This is a genomic window from Pseudomonas floridensis (assembly GCF_002087235.1).
Lineage (GTDB): Bacteria > Pseudomonadota > Gammaproteobacteria > Pseudomonadales > Pseudomonadaceae > Aquipseudomonas > Aquipseudomonas floridensis.
In genome coordinates this window covers 23,116-39,964 of the sequence record NZ_MUIO01000096.1, presented here as the reverse complement: position 1 = coordinate 39,964, position 16,849 = coordinate 23,116, and the positions used below count along the sequence as shown (strand labels likewise).

Annotated in this window: 18 protein-coding genes and 1 tRNA gene; 13 read left to right on the top strand and 6 right to left on the bottom strand. The window is 59.7% G+C overall.

Features of this window, described 5'->3' with window-relative positions; all coding sequences use genetic code 11:
• Positions 1–6: 6 nt before the first annotated feature.
• The 8 genes from phrB to BZK31_RS22355 are packed head-to-tail and all read left to right on the top strand — an operon-like array spanning position 7 to position 6,791.
• Positions 7–1,455, top strand: coding sequence for a deoxyribodipyrimidine photo-lyase (phrB, locus tag BZK31_RS22390; RefSeq protein WP_083185488.1), 1,449 nt, complete (start codon positions 7–9; stop codon positions 1,453–1,455).
• Complete coding sequence (locus tag BZK31_RS22385; protein ID WP_083185487.1) at positions 1,448–1,873, top strand: nuclear transport factor 2 family protein; 426 nt, start codon at positions 1,448–1,450, stop codon at positions 1,871–1,873. The genes phrB and BZK31_RS22385 overlap by 8 nt, the downstream gene beginning before the upstream one ends.
• The gene (locus tag BZK31_RS22380; RefSeq protein ID WP_083185486.1) at positions 1,870–2,670 is read left to right on the top strand and encodes an SDR family NAD(P)-dependent oxidoreductase; all 801 of its coding nucleotides are present in this window, start codon (positions 1,870–1,872) and stop codon (positions 2,668–2,670) included. Before BZK31_RS22385 ends, BZK31_RS22380 begins: the two co-directional genes overlap by 4 nt.
• Complete coding sequence (locus tag BZK31_RS22375; RefSeq protein WP_083185485.1) at positions 2,667–3,914, top strand: NAD(P)/FAD-dependent oxidoreductase; 1,248 nt, start codon at positions 2,667–2,669, stop codon at positions 3,912–3,914. The genes BZK31_RS22380 and BZK31_RS22375 overlap by 4 nt, the downstream gene beginning before the upstream one ends.
• Entirely contained in the window at positions 3,911–4,711 is an 801-nt protein-coding gene (locus BZK31_RS22370) for a DUF1365 domain-containing protein (RefSeq protein ID WP_083185484.1), read from the top strand. Before BZK31_RS22375 ends, BZK31_RS22370 begins: the two co-directional genes overlap by 4 nt.
• Positions 4,698–5,966 (top strand): SAM-dependent methyltransferase, encoded by a 1,269-nt coding sequence (locus tag BZK31_RS22365; protein WP_083185483.1) that lies wholly within the window; start codon positions 4,698–4,700, stop codon positions 5,964–5,966. The genes BZK31_RS22370 and BZK31_RS22365 overlap by 14 nt, the downstream gene beginning before the upstream one ends.
• Positions 5,959–6,480 carry a DUF2878 domain-containing protein gene (locus BZK31_RS22360; protein ID WP_083185482.1) on the top strand — a complete coding sequence of 174 codons (522 nt, stop codon included), beginning with the start codon at positions 5,959–5,961 and terminating at the stop codon, positions 6,478–6,480. Before BZK31_RS22365 ends, BZK31_RS22360 begins: the two co-directional genes overlap by 8 nt.
• Positions 6,477–6,791: a YkgJ family cysteine cluster protein gene (locus BZK31_RS22355; protein WP_083185537.1), complete on the top strand. Its 315-nt coding sequence runs from the start codon at positions 6,477–6,479 to the stop codon at positions 6,789–6,791. Before BZK31_RS22360 ends, BZK31_RS22355 begins: the two co-directional genes overlap by 4 nt.
• 117 nt (positions 6,792–6,908) lie before the next feature.
• Here the strand turns inward: BZK31_RS22355 and BZK31_RS22350 are convergent, their stop codons facing one another.
• From BZK31_RS22350 to hemA, 6 genes are all read right to left on the bottom strand, one after another.
• Positions 6,909–7,427, bottom strand: coding sequence for an acyloxyacyl hydrolase (locus BZK31_RS22350; RefSeq protein WP_083185481.1), 519 nt, complete (start codon positions 7,425–7,427; stop codon positions 6,909–6,911).
• Between the two features lie 118 nt (positions 7,428–7,545).
• On the bottom strand, positions 7,546–8,361 hold the full coding sequence (gene murI, locus BZK31_RS22345; RefSeq protein ID WP_083185480.1) for a glutamate racemase: 816 nt from the start codon (positions 8,359–8,361) through the stop codon (positions 7,546–7,548).
• A complete protein-coding gene (locus BZK31_RS22340; RefSeq protein WP_167378083.1) occupies positions 8,354–9,124 on the bottom strand; it encodes a molybdopterin-synthase adenylyltransferase MoeB in 771 nt (256 codons plus the stop codon). Before BZK31_RS22340 ends, murI begins: the two co-directional genes overlap by 8 nt.
• Positions 9,118–9,951: a peptide chain release factor N(5)-glutamine methyltransferase gene (gene prmC, locus BZK31_RS22335; protein WP_083185478.1), complete on the bottom strand. Its 834-nt coding sequence runs from the start codon at positions 9,949–9,951 to the stop codon at positions 9,118–9,120. Before prmC ends, BZK31_RS22340 begins: the two co-directional genes overlap by 7 nt.
• Positions 9,952–11,034 carry a peptide chain release factor 1 gene (gene prfA / locus BZK31_RS22330; protein WP_083185477.1) on the bottom strand — a complete coding sequence of 361 codons (1,083 nt, stop codon included), beginning with the start codon at positions 11,032–11,034 and terminating at the stop codon, positions 9,952–9,954.
• Complete coding sequence (gene hemA, locus BZK31_RS22325) at positions 11,031–12,308, bottom strand: glutamyl-tRNA reductase (RefSeq protein WP_083185476.1); 1,278 nt, start codon at positions 12,306–12,308, stop codon at positions 11,031–11,033. The genes prfA and hemA overlap by 4 nt, the downstream gene beginning before the upstream one ends.
• 225 nt (positions 12,309–12,533) lie before the next feature.
• Here hemA and BZK31_RS22320 point away from each other — a divergent pair, with 225 nt between their 5' ends.
• From BZK31_RS22320 to BZK31_RS22300, 5 genes are all read left to right on the top strand, one after another.
• The gene (locus BZK31_RS22320) at positions 12,534–14,261 is read left to right on the top strand and encodes a tetratricopeptide repeat protein (RefSeq protein ID WP_083185475.1); all 1,728 of its coding nucleotides are present in this window, start codon (positions 12,534–12,536) and stop codon (positions 14,259–14,261) included.
• 4 nt (positions 14,262–14,265) lie between these two features.
• A complete protein-coding gene (lolB, locus tag BZK31_RS22315) occupies positions 14,266–14,883 on the top strand; it encodes a lipoprotein insertase outer membrane protein LolB (protein ID WP_083185474.1) in 618 nt (205 codons plus the stop codon).
• Between the two features lie 2 nt (positions 14,884–14,885).
• Positions 14,886–15,734 (top strand): 4-(cytidine 5'-diphospho)-2-C-methyl-D-erythritol kinase, encoded by an 849-nt coding sequence (ispE, locus tag BZK31_RS22310; protein WP_083185473.1) that lies wholly within the window; start codon positions 14,886–14,888, stop codon positions 15,732–15,734.
• A 37-nt stretch (positions 15,735–15,771) separates the two neighbouring features.
• Positions 15,772–15,846 (top strand) — tRNA-Gln (locus BZK31_RS22305).
• 45 nt (positions 15,847–15,891) lie between these two features.
• Positions 15,892–16,833, top strand: coding sequence for a ribose-phosphate pyrophosphokinase (locus BZK31_RS22300; protein ID WP_002552145.1), 942 nt, complete (start codon positions 15,892–15,894; stop codon positions 16,831–16,833).
• Positions 16,834–16,849: the final 16 nt, after the last annotated feature.

Sequence of the window (16,849 nt, the reverse complement as noted above, 5' to 3'; positions counted from 1 at the left end):
CTCAACATGCAACTGCTTTGGCTGCGCACCGACCTGCGCGTTCACGACAATACCGCCCTGAGCGCCGCCATGGAGCGCGGCCCGACGCTGGCTGTCTACCTGATCAGCCCGGCCCAGTGGCAGAGCCACGACGATGCCGACTGCAAGGTGGATTTCTGGCTGCGCAACCTGGTTGAACTGCAAAAGGCACTCGGCAAGCTCCATGTGCCATTGCTTATCCGCACTGCCGATACATGGGACAAGGCACCTGACGTTCTGCTCAAGCTGTGCAATGAGCTGAAGATAGAAGGCGTGCACGCCAATCAGGAATACGGCATCAACGAAACCCGCCGCGATCAGGCCGTGCAGAAAAAGCTGGAAGACGTCGGCATCCACTTTCACAGCCATCTGGACCAATTGCTGTTCAAGCCGGGCAGCATTCTGACCAAGACCGGTAATTATTTTCAGGTCTACAGCCAGTTCCGAAAGGTCTGTTACTCGCGCCTGCACGAGGCCATGCCGCGCACCGTGCGCACCCCCGCTGCGCAAAAACCTTTGTCGATCGAGAGTGACCCGGTGCCGGACCACGTCAAAGGTTTCAAGGCACCTTCGCAAACACTGCGTGACCTCTGGCCTGCAGGCGAGGACGAAGCGCACAGACGTCTCTCTGCATTCACTGATGAGCAGATCAGTTACTACAAGAGCGAACGCGACCTGCCCGCCAAGCCTGGCACCAGTCAGCTTTCAGCGTATCTCGCGGCGGGCGTGGTATCGCCGCGCCAGTGTCTGCATGCGGCCCTGACCAGCAACCACGGCGAATTCGAAACCGGCGATGAAGGAAGTGTGACCTGGATCAACGAACTACTCTGGCGAGAGTTCTATAAACACACGCTGGTCGGCTACCCACGTGTTTCACGTCATCGCGCTTTCCGTCCGGAGACCGAGGCGCTGAAATGGCGTGATGCGCCGCAAGAGCTGCTAGCCTGGCAGGAGGCCCGCACGGGGCTGCCCATCATTGACGCAGCCATGCGCCAATTGCTGGAAACCGGCTGGATGCATAACCGACTAAGGATGGTCGTTGCGATGTTCCTCACCAAGAATCTGCTGATCGACTGGCGGGAAGGCGAGCGCTTTTTCATGCGCCACCTGATCGACGGCGATCTGGCCGCCAACAATGGCGGCTGGCAATGGAGTTCGTCCACCGGGACGGATTCGGCGCCCTACTTCCGCATCTTCAACCCGCTGTCACAGTCGGAGCGATTCGACCCTGAAGGCGTATTCCTCAAGCGCTGGCTACCGGAACTGGCCGACCTGAACAAGAAACAGGTCCATAACCCGGCTTCGGCAGGCGGCCTGTTTGGCGCTGCGGATTATCCACCACCCATCGTTGACCTGAGCAAGAGCCGCGCCCGCGCACTGGCGGCTTTCAAGGCCCTGCCCGGCCGCGTGTCCGCGACGGAGCACGCCGATGACTGATTTTCTGCACCGGTTCGCCGAAGGTTTCGCGGCGCTGAACAAGGACAACCTCGATCAGGTGGGTGCCCTGTACAGCGACGACGTGTCGTTCAGCGATCCGATGCACGATATTCAGGGTCTGGCAGCCATGCGGCATTATTTCGCGCAGCTGTATGCCAACGTGAACGACCTGAGATTCGATTTCCACGCCTTCGACGAAGTCAGGCCTGGCGAAGGGTATCTGGTCTGGACCCTCTATTACTCACACCCGCGTCTGGCCAATGGCCGCATCCTCGCTGTTGAAGGCTGTTCGCACCTGAAGTGGCGCGACGACAAGGTTTATCGGCACCGGGACTATTTCGACGCTGGCGCACTGCTCTATGAGCATTTGCCCGTCATGGGTCGGGTGATCAATTGGCTCAAGAAGAGGTTGGCATGAACACTCCTGTCGCACGACGTATCTGGCTGACCGGTGCAAGCAGCGGTATTGGCCTTGCGCTGGCCGTCGAACTGCTCAAGGCGGGGCATCGCGTGGCGTTGACTGCCCGCACGCTGGAGCCGCTGCAGAACCTGGCAACTCAGTTCCCCAGCCAGGTGCTGCTGGCGACAGGCGATATCACCGACGGGCTGCAGGTCACGGCCATTGCAGACCTCATCGCTCAGGAATGGGGCGCACTGGACACGGCGATTCTCAATGCGGGCACCTGCGAATATATCGACTCCAGCCAGTTCGAAGCGGCGATGGTCGAGCGCGTGGTGCGGACCAATCTGCTGGCCAGCAGCTTCTGCATTCAGGAAGCCTTGCCACTGTTGCGCAAGGGACGGCGGCCTCATCTGGTGGGCGTGGCGAGCGCCGTCACCTTCCTGGCATTGCCCCGCGCTGAAGCCTACGGTGCGTCGAAGGCGGGCCTGCGCTACCTGTTCGAAGCCTTGCGCCTGGACCTGGCCAGCGAAAACATTGACGTGACCGTGGTCAGCCCGGGCTTCGTCGACACGCCGCTGACCGAAAAGAACGACTTCCCGATGCCGATGCGCTGGCCAGTCAACAAAGCTGCCAGGCACATTGCGCAAAATCTTGCGCGTGACAAACGCCCTCTGGAAATCGCTTTTCCGGCCGCGTTCATCCTTAGCATGCGGCTGCTGGCCATGCTTCCGGCGCGTGCCCGACTCGCCATCGGCCGACGCATGGCCAGGTCCTCGGAGCCGAGTGCGACCTCGAGCAAGGACATTCAATGAAAATTGTCGTCGTCGGCAGCGGGATTGCCGGACTCACCAGTGCTTACCTGCTCAACCGCGCCCATGAGGTGACGGTCTTCGAATCGTCCGACTGGATCGGCGGGCATACGCACACCGTCGATGTGCAGGTCGACGGGCGCCATTACGCCATCGACACCGGATTCATCGTGTTCAACGACTGGACCTATCCCAACTTCCTGCGCCTGCTCAGCCAGTTGGGTGTAGCGTTCAAACCGACCGAGATGAGCTTTTCCGTGCACGACCCGCGCAGCGGCGTCGAGTACAACGGCAACAACCTCAACAGCCTGTTCGCTCAACGCAGCAACCTGTTGTCACCCGGATTCTGGGGCATGCTGCGCGATATCCTGCGGTTCAATCGCCAGTCCATCGATGACCTGGAAAACCAGCGCATTGCCGCAGATACCACTTTGGGTGATTACCTCAGGAACGGCGGGTACGGCCAGCGTTTCATCGATCATTACATCGTGCCGATGGGCGCCGCGATCTGGTCGATGTCACTGGCGGACATGCTCGCGTTTCCGCTGCAATTTTTCGTGCGCTTCTTTAAGAACCACGGCCTGCTGTCGGTCACCCACCGGCCACAATGGTGCGTGATCGAAGGCGGCTCCAGAGGCTATATCGAGCCGCTGACAGCTTCATTTCGCGACAGGATTCGCCTGTCCTGCCCGGTGACGCGTGTCGATCGGGACGCTGACGGTGTTACCGTGCACAGCGCGCTGGGCAGCGAACGCTTCGACAAGGTGGTCTTCGCCTGCCACAGCGACCAGGCGCTGGCCCTGTTGGCCGAGCCGTCGAGCGCTGAAAGGTCCGTGCTCGGTGCCTTGCGCTATGCCGAAAACGACGTGGTGCTACACACCGATACACGCCTGCTGCCCGACCGTCGGCTGGCGTGGGCCAGCTGGAACTATCGGCTGGGCGGCGGCGAGCAGCAACTGGCCGCCGTCACCTATGACATGAACATCCTGCAAGGCATCGAAAGCGACACCACGTTCTGCGTCAGCCTGAATCAGACTGCCGCCATCGATCCTGAAAAAATCATCGGCCGCTACCGCTACGCCCACCCGCAATACAGCCTGCCAGCCATTGCCGCACAGGCGCGCTGGGAAGAGATCAATGGCGTCGATCACACCTGGTACTGCGGTGCGTACTGGGCCAATGGCTTTCATGAAGACGGCGTGGTCAGCGGATTGCGTGTGGCCCAGGCCTTCGGGGAAGCCCTGTGAACAGCGCGCTTTACAGCGGCTGGATCTCCCATCGCAGATTTGCGCCGCGTTCGCATGAGTTCACGTACCGGATAGGCCTTCTGTACCTGGATCTGGACGAACAGGCCGGTGTGCTCGGCTTGTCGCCGCTTGCCGGAAGCAAACGCTTCGCGCCCTTCTCGTTTCGCGAGCGCGACTACCTGCCGGAACTGACCGGACGCGGTCTGTCGCTGATTGACGCGGTGCGCGAGCGGGTCAATGCCGCGCTGGGGCGCACGCCCACGGGCGCAGTCTGCCTGCTGACCCAGGCGCGCAGTTGGGGCCTGTCATTCAACCCGGTCAGTTTCTTCTACTGCCACGAGAGCGACGGCACGCTGGCCGCCATTCTGTGTGAGGTCACCAACACGCCGTGGGGCGAGCGATACAGCTATGTGCTGCCCGCCAATGGCGAAGGGCATCAGCATTTTGCCGTGGCCAAGGCGTTTCATGTTTCGCCGTTTCTGCCTCGCGATCTCGAATACCGCATGAGTTTCAGCCAGCCTGCCGAACGCATTGGCGTGCACATGGCGGACTGGCAAGGCGAGCTGAAAATGTTCGACGCCACGCTCAATCTGACGCGCCAGACGCTGAGTCGACAGACGCTGCACCGCTACCTGATCACATTTCCATGGATGACCGCAAAAACCTGTCTGGCTATTTATTGGCAGGCCATACGCCTGCTGGTCAAACGCATTCCGATCTTTTCCCATCAGGCCGCCGACGGCGAGTACCGTGCTGCCGCCGCGCAACCCAAGGATTCACGCCATGAAAAGCAGTAGCAGCAGTTTTTCTGCCAATCTGGGGACCAACGGCCTGACCGCCAACATCCTGCGTCGCGGTGTACTGCGACAACTGGCAGGCTTGCGCAACGGTCATCTGGTCGTCATTGAAGGTGGCGAGCGTCATGTGTTCGGCAAGGCTGGCGCGCAGATTCAGGGCGAAGTTCATGTTCTTGACTCGGCTGCCTGGGGCATGATCGCCAGCAGCGGCTCGATTGGCGCGGGCGAGGCGTTCATCCACGGCTACTGGACCACGCCGGACCTGACCGCGGTGGTGCGGATTTTCGTCAGCAATATGGATGTCCTGGACGCGATGGAAGGAGGGTTCGCCCGACTGACCCGTCCGCTCATCCACAGCCTGCACTGGCTCAACCGCAATACGCGCAAGGGCTCGCAGAAAAACATCGCAGCCCATTACGACCTGGGCAATACGCTGTTCGAGCAATTTCTGGACCCGACGATGATGTACTCCGCCGCTCAGTTCCTGAGCGACGACGATACGCTGGAACAGGCGCAGTTGAACAAGCTGGAGCGCATCTGTCAGAAGCTGGCGCTCAAACCCACCGATCATCTACTGGAAATCGGCACCGGCTGGGGCAGCATGGCGATCTATGCAGCGCAGCATTACGGTTGCCGGGTGACCACGACCACATTGTCTGCCGAGCAATTCGCCTACACCGAGCGACGCCTGAGCGAGTTGGGGCTGAAGGACCGCGTCACGCTGCTGATGACCGACTACCGCGACCTGACCGGCGAATACGACAAGCTGGTGTCCATCGAGATGATCGAAGCCGTGGGACACCGGTTCCTGCCGACCTATTTCAAGCAATGCGCCAGCCTGCTCAAAAGCGACGGGCTGATGCTGCTACAAGCGATCACTATTCGCGAGCAGCGTTATGCCCAGGCCAGACGCAACGTGGACTTTATCCAGCGGTACATCTTCCCCGGCGGTGCCTTGCCTTCGGTCGCAAAAATGCTCGACATCGTCGGCAGCGACACGGACATGAACCTGCTGCACATGGAAGATTTCGGCCTGCATTACGCGCGCACCCTGCGCCTGTGGTACGACAATTTCAGGCACGCGCACGTCAAGCTGAGCGAACTGGGTTACGACGACTACTTCCTGCGGTTGTGGGAGTTCTACCTGTGTTACTGCGAAGGTGGCTTTCTGGAGCGCACCATCGGCACCGCGCAACTGTTGCTGGCCAAGCCCGAAGCGCTGCGCGATCCCCTGCTCGGGCGCTTCAATGCTTAAGCCGCTGATCAACGCGCTGCTGTTCCAGGCGGGCTGGTTCGCCTGCGTGCTGGGCAGCGACAGTTACTGGCTGTTGATCGCCGTCGGCGTGCTGCTCGTTCATTTTATATGGACAAGTTCATGGCGGGCCGAAGGCCGACTGGTGCTGATGGTCACACTGGCGGGCACCGTGCTGGACAGTGCGCTGATGACTCTGGGCGTTTTCGATTTCGGAACCGGCGGCTATCTGATCCCGCTGTGGCTGATTCTGCTGTGGGCAGTGCTGGGCACTACGCTCAATCATTGCCTGGCCTGGACGGCCAAGCCATTGTGGCGAGCTGCGGTATTGGGCGCTATTGGCGGGCCGATGTCTTACTATGCCGGTTCGCAACTGGCGCAAGTCCATCTTCCTCTCGGGTTATGGCCGAGCATGGTGTTGCTGGGCCTGGTCTGGGCGGGTGTTTTCCCGCTGCTGCAATGGCTCGCGGCACGCAGCCTCGCACCTCGTGCCAGACCTACGGGAGCTTCGCTCTGAACGACACACTCATTCCAGTCGTCGCCCTTTCTGGCGAGACACAGGTCACCTGTTCCACTTGCGCGGCTTGCTGCTGCCAGCTGGAGGTGATGCTGATCACCGATACCGGCGTGCCCGAACGTTACATCGATACCGATGAATGGGGCGGCGAAGTCATGCTGCGCCTGGACGACGGCTGGTGCGCCGCGCTCGATCGCAACACGATGATGTGCACGATCTATGAGAAGCGACCGTTGATCTGCAGGGAATTCGAAGCGGGAGCGGAAGATTGCCTGAACGAACGCAAGGGAATTGCGACGGCCTATCTCTGATGAGGCTGGGGTGCTTGAAGCGGGAGTGGGCTAGCTTGCGAACCGGCTTTGAAAGCCTCGAAGCCACGGCATCGGGCCATGGCTTGCGTGAGCGAGCCCACTCTCACTGGATACAGCTTAGAACGGCATCTTGTAATGCAAAGCGTAGCTTTCGATACCATCGTTCGGCTGTTTGATGCCAGCGTTGGAGTAGTGAGTGGCACGGATGCCGACCTCATGACCACCCGCGAAACGCAGACCAAAACCGATGCGGTCTTCGAAGTTGAACGCAGAACCGAACTTGCGATCTTCAACCTGAGTGTTGGAGAACACCGAGACACCGATACCGGCTTCAACGTAAGGCTTCACGCTGCCGCCCGCGAATTCGTAAACCAGAACCGGGGAGAACGACAGACTGTGGTTGTCCTTGTAATCCTTGCCATCCCAGTAGGTGTACGCGCCGTCCCAGTAACCGGTCAGACGACCCACGTCGCTTTGCAGCCAGCTTTTATCCCAATCGAATTGCACGCCCAGACGATACGTCATGGTCGATTCGCCGGTCTGCCCCACCGAGAATTCGACGCCGTCAGCCTGCGCCATTGAAGCTTGCCCCGCCAAAATGGCCGAGAACACGGCCAGGCAAAAGAGTCTCTTCATGAGAAACGTCCTAAATTGTATAAAGTTATGAAAAGTGTTGAAAATTCATCAGCCGCGTTTATAGAAATCAAAAACGAAGCGTTAGTTCAGCCCCAAAACGCGTTTTTTCACGTTTTTTTTACAAACGGAAGCTTCTCACATTGGAGGGGGATTGCCATAGGCTTGGTAGGATTTTTCTGAAATTGTCCGGATCGTCACTGGACCAATACAACGTCTCACGCGCCGGACCTTGCGAGAGCAGACTGGAACGCGACAAAAGACGCTGCAACTGGCGCGCTACAGCGGCCCCGGTATCGATCAACACCACCGTTTCCGGAATCATCTCCCGCAGCAGCGGTTTGAGAAACGGGTAGTGAGTGCAGCCCAGAATGATGGTGTCACAACGCTCGGCCAACAGAGGCTCGACGTACCGGGTCAGCAATTGGCGAATCTGCGGGCTGTGCAGATCTCCTTTTTCGATCAGCTCGACCAGTCCCGGACAAGGCTGGGTGACAACGCGCACGTCATTGGCAAACCGGTCGAGCAGCGCTGCGAACCGCGCACTCTGCAACGTACCAGTGGTGGCCAGCACGCCAACCACGCCATTGCGGGTCGCCTCTGCCGCTGGCTTGACTGCGGGCTCCATGCCCACGATAGGCCAGTCAGGATAATGTTCACGAATGTGCGCGACGCCTGCCGCCGTGGCGGTGTTACAGGCGACGACCAGCGCCTTGGCGCCCTGCTCGCGAAAGAAACCGGCAATGGTCAGGCACCGCTCGACGATGTACTCGGGGCTTTTTTCGCCGTAAGGAATGTGTCCACAGTCGGCCAGGTACAGCAGTGATTCATTGGGCAGCAGCGTGTGAATTTCGCTGAGTACCGACAACCCGCCGACGCCGGAATCGAACACCGCAACCGGCGCGTCGCTCCCGTAGCTCATGTGAACCTCAGCCATGCTCGCCCTGCCCTTTCGCCACACCGCACACAGTGCACCCCGGATCACGCTTGACCTTCAATTCACGAAAGCGCGTGCCCAAAGCGTCAATCAACAGCAGGCGTCCGACCATGGGTTCGCCAAAGCCGGCGAGCAGTTTGAGGGCTTCAAGTGCCTGCAGGCTGCCGACCAGACCCACCAACGGGCCGATGACGCCCGCTTCGCTGCAAGTCAGTTCGGCTTCGCTGCCGTGCCCGTACAAACAGTGGTAACAAGGACTCTCGGCGCGACGCGGATCGAACACCGACAACTGGCCTTCGAGCCGGATCGCCGCGCCGCTGACCAGCGGCTTGCCGTATGCCACGCACGCCGCATTGACCGCCTCGCGGGTGGAGAAATTATCGGAGCAGTCGAGCACCAGATCGACGGCCTTTACCGCAGCGCTCAACGAGTCGGCGTCCAGCGCCTGGCGATGGGCAACCAGCGTCACTTCAGGGTTGATCGCGCTCAGCCGCGAAAGGGCCGAATCCACTTTGCTCATGCCGACGCTGTGGGTGTCATGGATGATCTGGCGCTGCAGATTGGTCAGGTCGACGGTGTCGAAATCCGCCAGATGCAACTCGCCGACACCGGCAGCCGCCAGATACAGCGCAACCGGCGAGCCCAGACCGCCGAGACCGACCACCAGCACGCGGCTTTGCCGGAGACGCATCTGCCCTTCGATATCGACGTGTTGCAGCAGAATCTGGCGGCTGTAGCGCAGCAGTTCCTGATCACTCAGCACGGCATGCATCCAAAGGTAATACGCTCGTGCTCGCCCAGATCGCGGCGGGTCTGTATCCGCTCGAAACCATGACGAATCAGTAACTCGCGCACGGCGGGCCCTTGATCGTAACCATGCTCCAGCAGCAGCCAGCCGCCTGGACTCAGATGAGCAGGTGCCTGACCGATGATCGTGCGCAAGTCGTCCAGACCGTCAGGGCCTGCGGTCAGCGCGCTGCTTGGCTCGAAGCGCACGTCACCGGCAGACAGATGAGGATCTGCCTCGGCGATGTACGGAGGATTGCTGATGATCAGGTCGAACTGCCGACCCTGCAGCGCGCTGAACCAGTGGCTTTCAAGGACTGTGGCATTGTCCAGTTGCAGACGACTGCGATTGCGCTCGGCCAGGGCCACGGCGTCAGGCACACGATCGACGGCGGTCACCTTCCACTGCGGTCGCTCGCTGGCCAGCGCCAGCCCGATCGCCCCTGTGCCCGTGCCGAGGTCCAGCACCTGGGCGGGTGCAAACGTCGGCACCAGTTCCAGAGCGGCTTCCACCAGCATCTCGGTTTCCGGACGCGGAATGAGCGTGTGCGGAGCGACTTCCAGGTCGAGCTTCCAGAACCCTTGCTGGCCCAGAATGTAGGCAACGGGTTCGCCTGCGCGGCGGCGTTGCAGGTAATCGGAGAACACCAGCGCGGCTTCGCTGCTGACGATGCGCTCGGGCCAGGTGTGCAGAAAACTGCGCGGCTTGCCCAGAGCGGCCGCGAGCAGCAACTCGGCGTCGAGCCGTGCAGTTGGAGAATCGGGAAGTTCAGCGCTTCTTAACAAGCTGGCGATGATGGTCATTTACTCACCCAGTGCCGCAAGTTGATCAGCCTGATATTCAGCGAGTAGCGGCTCTATCACTGCATCGACTCCACCGGCCATTACTTCATCCAGTGAATACAACGTCAGATTCACGCGGTGATCCGTCACTCGCCCCTGAGGGAAATTGTAGGTACGAATACGCTCCGAACGATCGCCAGAGCCCACCAGCAGTTTGCGCTCGCTGGCAATCGCATTGGCTGCGGCGCTGGTCTGCTGGTCATTGAGTTTGGCAGATAACCAGGACATCGCACGCGCCCTGTTCTTGTGCTGCGAACGCTCTTCCTGGCACTCCACGACAATACCGGACGGCAAGTGCGTGATGCGGATGGCCGAGTCGGTCTTGTTGACGTGCTGACCACCGGCACCGGAAGAGCGATAAGTGTCGACACGCAGATCCGCCGGGTTGATTTCGATGGCCTGCTGCTCATCGGGCTCAGGCAATACCGCCACCGTACAGGCCGAGGTGTGGATGCGACCCTGGGATTCGGTTTCGGGCACACGCTGCACACGGTGCGCGCCGGACTCGAACTTCAACTTGCCGTAGACGTTTTCGCCTTCGACCCGGGCAATCACTTCCTTGTAGCCGCCATGCTCGCCTTCGTTCTCGGACAGCACTTCGACTCGCCAGCCGCGCCGCTCGGCGTAGCGCGAGTACATGCGAAACAGATCACCGGAGAAAATCGCCGCCTCGTCACCGCCGGTGCCCGCACGGATTTCAAGAAACACGTTACGGCCATCGTTCGGGTCCTTCGGCAGCAGCATGCGTTGCAGTTGGGCTTCCAGCTCGACCAGTTGCAGTTTGGTCTCGCGGACTTCCTCGACCGCCATTTCACGCATGTCCGGATCGCTGTCCTTGAGCAGCGCCTGCGCGCCGTCCAGGTCGGCCACCAGCTTGATACGCTGATTGTAGAGCGCGATGACCGGCTCTACCTCGGCGTATTCACGGGAATAGGCACGAAATCGGGTCTGATCGCTGATGACCTCTGCGTCGCCCAGCAGCGCCGTCAGTTCCTCGAAGCGGTCGCTGAGCACATCCAGCTTGTTGAGCAGTGAAGCTTTCATTGCGGGGTTTTATCCGTCGAGCCCTCACCGAGGGCAAAAAGTTCCTGGGCCATGGCCAGCGCATCGACGCGACCTTCGGCAGACAGCTTCTTGAGCTGCACGCTTGGAGCGTGCAGCAATTTGTTGGTCAGACCACGCGCCAGCTGGACCAGCACTTCTTCGGCGTTGCTGCCGTTGGCCAGCATACGTTGCGCCTTGCTCAGCTCTTCGTCGCGCAGCCGCTCGCTTTGCTGACGATAGGCACGCAAGACATCGACCGCCGCCAGCTCTCGCAGCCGGGACATGAATTCCTCGGCACCGGTGCTGACCAGCTGTTCGGCCGCCAGCGCTGCGCCCTGACGACTCTTGAGGTTCTCGGCGACGACTTCGTGCAGATCATCGACGCTGTACAGGTAGACGTCATCGAGCTCGCCGACTTCCGGCTCGATATCCCGTGGAACGGCAATATCCACCATGAAAATCGGCTTGTGCTTGCGCAGCTTGAGCGCACTTTCAACGGCGCCCTTGCCCAGAATCGGCAACTGGCTGGCCGTGGAGCTGATCACGATGTCGCTGTTGACCAGTTCGGCCGGGATGTCCGACAGCAGCACCGCATGCGCACCGAACTCGGCGGCCAGAATACTGGCACGTTCCAGCGTGCGGTTGGCAACCACGATACGTTTGACACCCAGGTCGTGCAGGTGCCGGGCGACCAGCGTAATGGTCTCGCCCGCGCCGATCAGCAACGCCTGACTGCGCTGCAGATCGCTGAAAATCTGTTTGGCCAGGCTGACGGCGGCAAACGCCACCGACACCGGGTTCTCGCCAATGGCCGTGTCGGTGCGCACCTGTTTGGCGGCACTGAATGTGGCTTGAAACAGCCGACCGAGCAACGGACCGACCGTACCGGCCTCGCGGGCGACAGCGTACGCCGATTTCATCTGGCCGAGAATCTGCGGCTCGCCCAATACCAGCGAATCCAGACCGGACGCCACGCGCATCATGTGCCGCACGGCCTCGTCGTCTTCATGGATATAGGCACTGGCGCGCAGTTCATCCAGGCTCAGATGATGATAATCGGCCAGCCAGGCCAGAATCTGGTCGGCCACGCGCTCGTCATGCTCGATGTACAGTTCGCTGCGGTTGCACGTCGAAAGAATCGCGGCTTCACGGCTGTGGGTGAGGTGACACAGCTGCTGCAGGGCCTCAACCAACTGTTCTGGCGTAAATGCCACGCGCTCGCGAACGTCGACCGAGGCAGTCTTATGGTTGATACCAAGTGCAAGGAAGGCCATTCAGGGTCGCTGGTGGTGACGTGAAGCCGACAATTGTCCTACTTCAATAAGCTCAGAACAACCACCGCATATTATTGTCCCACTAGAATCGCACGTCGCAGCCCGCATACGCGGGCCCGCAGCACAGCTAAAATAAGCATTGCAGTAGTTTTTCCGACGGCTGTGGGTTTGCCAACAGCCTTGTGTCATGATGCTCCAACCGCAGGTAAGCCGCCCTTCTTATATATGAATAGATTCTCCGCGTTGTTCCTCGCCCTTGCCTTTCTAGGCGGCTGTCAGTCCATGACCCCCGTTTCGTCGCAGCCCGACACTGCGCAGAAAGACACCCCGCCTGCGCCGCCAGAAAAGCCGCAGGTGTATGGTTCGTTCACTCAGGACACCTTCGTCAGCCTGCTGAGCGCGGAACTGGCTGGCCAGCGCAACCGTTTCGATATCGCCCTGGATAATTACGTGACCCAGGCGATCAAGACGCAGGACCCGGGTGTTTCCGAGCGGGCCTATCGGATTGCCGAATACATGGGCGCCGATCAGTCGGCCCTGGATACGGCGCTGATCTGGGCCAGAAATGACACGAAAAATCTCGAAGCGCAGCGCGCTGCCGCGATTCAACTGGCGCGGGCAGGTCGTTATGACGATTCCATGAGGTACATGGAAAAAGTCTTGCAGGGTCAGGGCGACACACATTTCGATTTCCTGGCGCTGTCCGCTGCGGAAACCGATTCCGATACGCGCAATGGTCTGCTCAAGAGCTTCGAACGACTGCTGGGCAAATACCCCAACAATGGTCAGCTGATCTTCGGCAAGGCCCTGCTGCTGCAACAGAATGGCGATTCCGAGCAATCACTCAAGTTGCTTGAGGACAACCCGCCGAAGGAAGGTGAAGTTGCGCCGATCCTGCTGCGCACCCGTCTGCTGCAAAGCATGGGCCGTGGCAAGGAAGCGTTGCCGATTCTGGAAAAGAGCATCAAGAAATACCCGGATGACAAACGTCTGCGCCTGACTTACGCCCGCATGCTGGTCGAACAGAACCGCATGAACGACGCCAAGGTACAGTTTTCGAGCCTGTTGCAGCAGTATCCCGACGATGACGACCTGCGTTTCTCACTGGCACTGGTCTGCCTGGAGGCCAAGGCCTGGGATGAAGCAGCAGGTTATCTTGAAGAATTGATCGCCCGTGGCGCTCACGTCGATTCGGCGCATTTGAATCTGGGCCGCATCCATGAAGAACGCGATGACCCGCAAAGTGCGCTGGATGAATACGCTCAGGTCGGGCCTGGTGCTGATTTTTTGACCGCGCAATTGCGTCAGAGCGACATCCTGATCGGCAACGGTAATGCGGCTGAGGCGTCAAAACGCCTGGCAGAGGCTCGTGAGGCCCAGCCGGAGTACGCGATTCAGCTGTTCCTGATCGAAGCCGAAACCCTGACCAGCAATGACCACGCCGATCGCGGCTGGCAAGTGCTGAGCCAGGCGCTCAAGCAATACCCGGACGACATCAATCTGTTGTACACCCGCGCCATGCTCGCTGAAAAACGTGGCGATCTGGCGCAGATGGAGAAGGACCTGCGCGCCATCATCAAGCGCGAGCCGGAAAACGCCATGGCCCTGAATGCGCTCGGCTACACGCTGTCCGACCGCACCACGCGCTATGCCGAAGCCAAGGCACTGATCGAGAAAGCCCACACCATTACCCCTGACGATCCGGCCGTTCTCGACAGCCTGGGCTGGGTAAACTACCGCATGGGCAATCTCGACGAAGCCGAACGCCTGCTGCGCCAGGCCCTCCAACGCTTCCCGGACCACGAAGTCGCCGCTCACCTTGGCGAAGTGCTCTGGGCCAAAGGCGAGCAGAGCGAAGCCCGCAAGGTCTGGGCCAAAGCCCTGGAACAACAACCCGACAGCCCTATTCTGCGCAGCACCCTGCGGCGCTTGACCGGATCAGAGACCCTTTGACGTTATGTTTTTGCGCCATGTAATCGTATTCAGCTTCATCGCCCTGCTCGCCGGCTGCGCCGGTCTTACCTCCCGCGAAGCGGTTCAGGGCAAGGGCGATCCCGCGCAATGGCGCGAGCACAAACAACAGTTGAGCAGCCTCGATGGCTGGCAGATCAACGGCAAGGTGGGCATCCGGGCACCGAAGGACTCCGGCAGCGGCACCCTGTTCTGGCTGCAACGTCAGGATTATTATGATATCCGCCTGTCCGGGCCTCTGGGACGCGGCGCGGCACGCCTGACCGGCAGACCCGGCGCGGTGGCCCTGGAAGTCGCCAATCAGGGCCGCTACGAAGCCAAAACGCCGGAAGAACTGTTGCAGGATCAATTAGGCTGGAGACTTCCCGTATCGCACCTGGTGTGGTGGGTGCGCGGCCTGCCCGCCCCTGACAGCAAGAGCAAGGTCACGCTGGACGGCGACAGTCGTCTGGCCAGCCTCGATCAGGACGGCTGGCAGGTCGAATACCTCAGTTATGTGGAGCAGAACGGCTATTGGCTGCCCGAGCGGGTCAAGTTGCACGGCCAGGATCTCGATGTGACGCTGGTCATCAAGGACTGGCAGCCTCGCAAACTGGGGCAGTGAGCATGAATACGCCTCAACTGGTCTTGCCTGCCCCGGCGAAACTCAACCTGATGCTGCACATTCTGGGCCGTCGGCCTGACGGCTATCACGAACTGCAGACGATCTTTCAGTTTCTCGACTACGGTGACGAGCTGGGTTTTGCCATTCGCGAAGACGGCCAGATCCGCCTGCAGACCGAAGTGCCCGGCGTCCCCCATGACAGCAATCTGATCGTCAAGGCAGCCCGCGCGCTGCAAGAACAGTCAGGTTGCGGGCTGGGAATGGATATCTGGCTGGAAAAACGCCTGCCCATGGGCGGCGGTATCGGCGGCGGTAGCTCGGACGCCGCAACCACACTCCTCGGCCTGAATCATTTGTGGAATCTCGGCTGGAATGAAGATCGCCTGGCCGCGCTCGGTTTATCGCTGGGTGCCGATGTTCCGGTTTTCGTCCATGGCCACGCGGCTTTTGCCGAAGGCGTCGGGGAAATTCTGACCCCCGTAAATCCGGAAGAACCGTGGTATTTGGTGCTTGTTCCGCAAGTCGCTGTAAGTACAGCAGAAATTTTTTCAGATCCGTTGTTGACACGCGACTCTCCTCCCATTAAAGTGCGCCCCGTTCCCAAGGGAAACAGTCGAAATGACTGTAAAGCGGTTGTAGAGAGGCGTTACCCAGAAGTACGTAACGCTTTGAATTTGCTAGGTAATTTTACCGAAGCAAAATTAACCGGAACTGGAAGTTGTGTGTTTGGGGCCTTCCCAAACAAAGCTGAAGCTGATAAAGTCTTGGCCCTTCTTACAGAGACCCTTACAGGGTTTGTAGCGAAAGGAAGCAACATCTCGATGTTGCATCGCAAGCTTCAAAATCTGTAGCAGGAATTGAGTGCCAGGCACTCGATTGATTCAATACAGGGGCGTCGCCAAGCGGTAAGGCAGCAGGTTTTGATCCTGCCATGCGTTGGTTCGAATCCAGCCGCCCCTGCCATTTTCTATACTCATCCAGGTTACCCTCAGCCTCTAGGTACTGCGCGTGTCCAAGATGATGGTCTTTACGGGGAATGCTAACCCCGATCTCGCTCGGCGTGTAGTACGTCAGCTGCATATCCCACTGGGTGATGTTTCTGTTGGAAAGTTCTCCGACGGCGAAATCAGCACTGAGATTAATGAAAACGTCCGCGGTAAAGACGTCTTCATCATTCAGCCGACCTGCGCTCCGACAAATGACAACCTGATGGAACTCGTCGTGATGGCTGATGCCTTCCGCCGCTCCTCAGCGTCCCGAATCACTGCTGTGATTCCTTACTTTGGTTATGCCCGCCAGGATCGCCGTCCGCGCTCCGCACGTGTTGCGATCAGCGCGAAAGTCGTTGCCGATATGCTGACCGTGGTGGGTATCGATCGTGTTCTCACGGTTGATCTTCATGCTGACCAGATTCAGGGATTCTTCGATATTCCGGTAGATAACATCTACGGCTCCCCCGTTCTGGTGGATGACATCGAAGACCAGCGCTTTGAAAACCTGATGATCGTTTCCCCGGATATCGGCGGCGTCGTGCGTGCACGTGCTGTCGCCAAATCCTTGGGCGTCGACCTCGGGATCATCGACAAACGCCGCGAGAAAGCCAATCACTCCGAAGTGATGCATATCATCGGTGATGTCGAAGGGCGTACCTGTATTCTGGTCGATGACATGGTCGATACCGCCGGCACACTGTGCCACGCGGCCAAGGCCCTGAAAGAGCATGGCGCTGCCAAGGTCTTTGCCTACTGCACACACCCTGTGCTGTCGGGTCGGGCGATCGAAAACATTGAAAATTCCGTGCTGGATGAACTGGTGGTGACCAACACCATCCCGTTGTCCGCTGCAGCACAAGCCTGTAGCCGTATCCGCCAACTGGATATTGCACCGGTAGTCGCCGAAGCGGTTCGCCGCATCAGCAACGAAGAATCGATCAGCGCGATGTTCCGCTAAGGGTTCGCCCGAAGCC

Bases quoted from the DNA above. Each gene is read 5' to 3' on its own strand.
- phrB (WP_083185488.1), top strand. From the start codon at position 7: ATGCAACTGCTTTGGCTGCGCACCGACCTGCGCGTTCACGACAATACC.
- BZK31_RS22385 (WP_083185487.1), top strand. From the start codon at position 1,448: ATGACTGATTTTCTGCACCGGTTCGCCGAAGGTTTCGCGGCGCTGAAC.
- BZK31_RS22380 (WP_083185486.1), top strand. From the start codon at position 1,870: ATGAACACTCCTGTCGCACGACGTATCTGGCTGACCGGTGCAAGCAGC.
- BZK31_RS22375 (WP_083185485.1), top strand. From the start codon at position 2,667: ATGAAAATTGTCGTCGTCGGCAGCGGGATTGCCGGACTCACCAGTGCT.
- BZK31_RS22365 (WP_083185483.1), top strand. From the start codon at position 4,698: ATGAAAAGCAGTAGCAGCAGTTTTTCTGCCAATCTGGGGACCAACGGC.
- BZK31_RS22360 (WP_083185482.1), top strand. From the start codon at position 5,959: ATGCTTAAGCCGCTGATCAACGCGCTGCTGTTCCAGGCGGGCTGGTTC.
- BZK31_RS22350 (WP_083185481.1), bottom strand. From the start codon at position 7,427: ATGAAGAGACTCTTTTGCCTGGCCGTGTTCTCGGCCATTTTGGCGGGG.
- murI (WP_083185480.1), bottom strand. From the start codon at position 8,361: ATGGCTGAGGTTCACATGAGCTACGGGAGCGACGCGCCGGTTGCGGTG.
- prmC (WP_083185478.1), bottom strand. From the start codon at position 9,951: ATGACCATCATCGCCAGCTTGTTAAGAAGCGCTGAACTTCCCGATTCT.
- prfA (WP_083185477.1), bottom strand. From the start codon at position 11,034: ATGAAAGCTTCACTGCTCAACAAGCTGGATGTGCTCAGCGACCGCTTC.
- hemA (WP_083185476.1), bottom strand. From the start codon at position 12,308: ATGGCCTTCCTTGCACTTGGTATCAACCATAAGACTGCCTCGGTCGAC.
- BZK31_RS22320 (WP_083185475.1), top strand. From the start codon at position 12,534: ATGAATAGATTCTCCGCGTTGTTCCTCGCCCTTGCCTTTCTAGGCGGC.
- lolB (WP_083185474.1), top strand. From the start codon at position 14,266: ATGTTTTTGCGCCATGTAATCGTATTCAGCTTCATCGCCCTGCTCGCC.
- ispE (WP_083185473.1), top strand. From the start codon at position 14,886: ATGAATACGCCTCAACTGGTCTTGCCTGCCCCGGCGAAACTCAACCTG.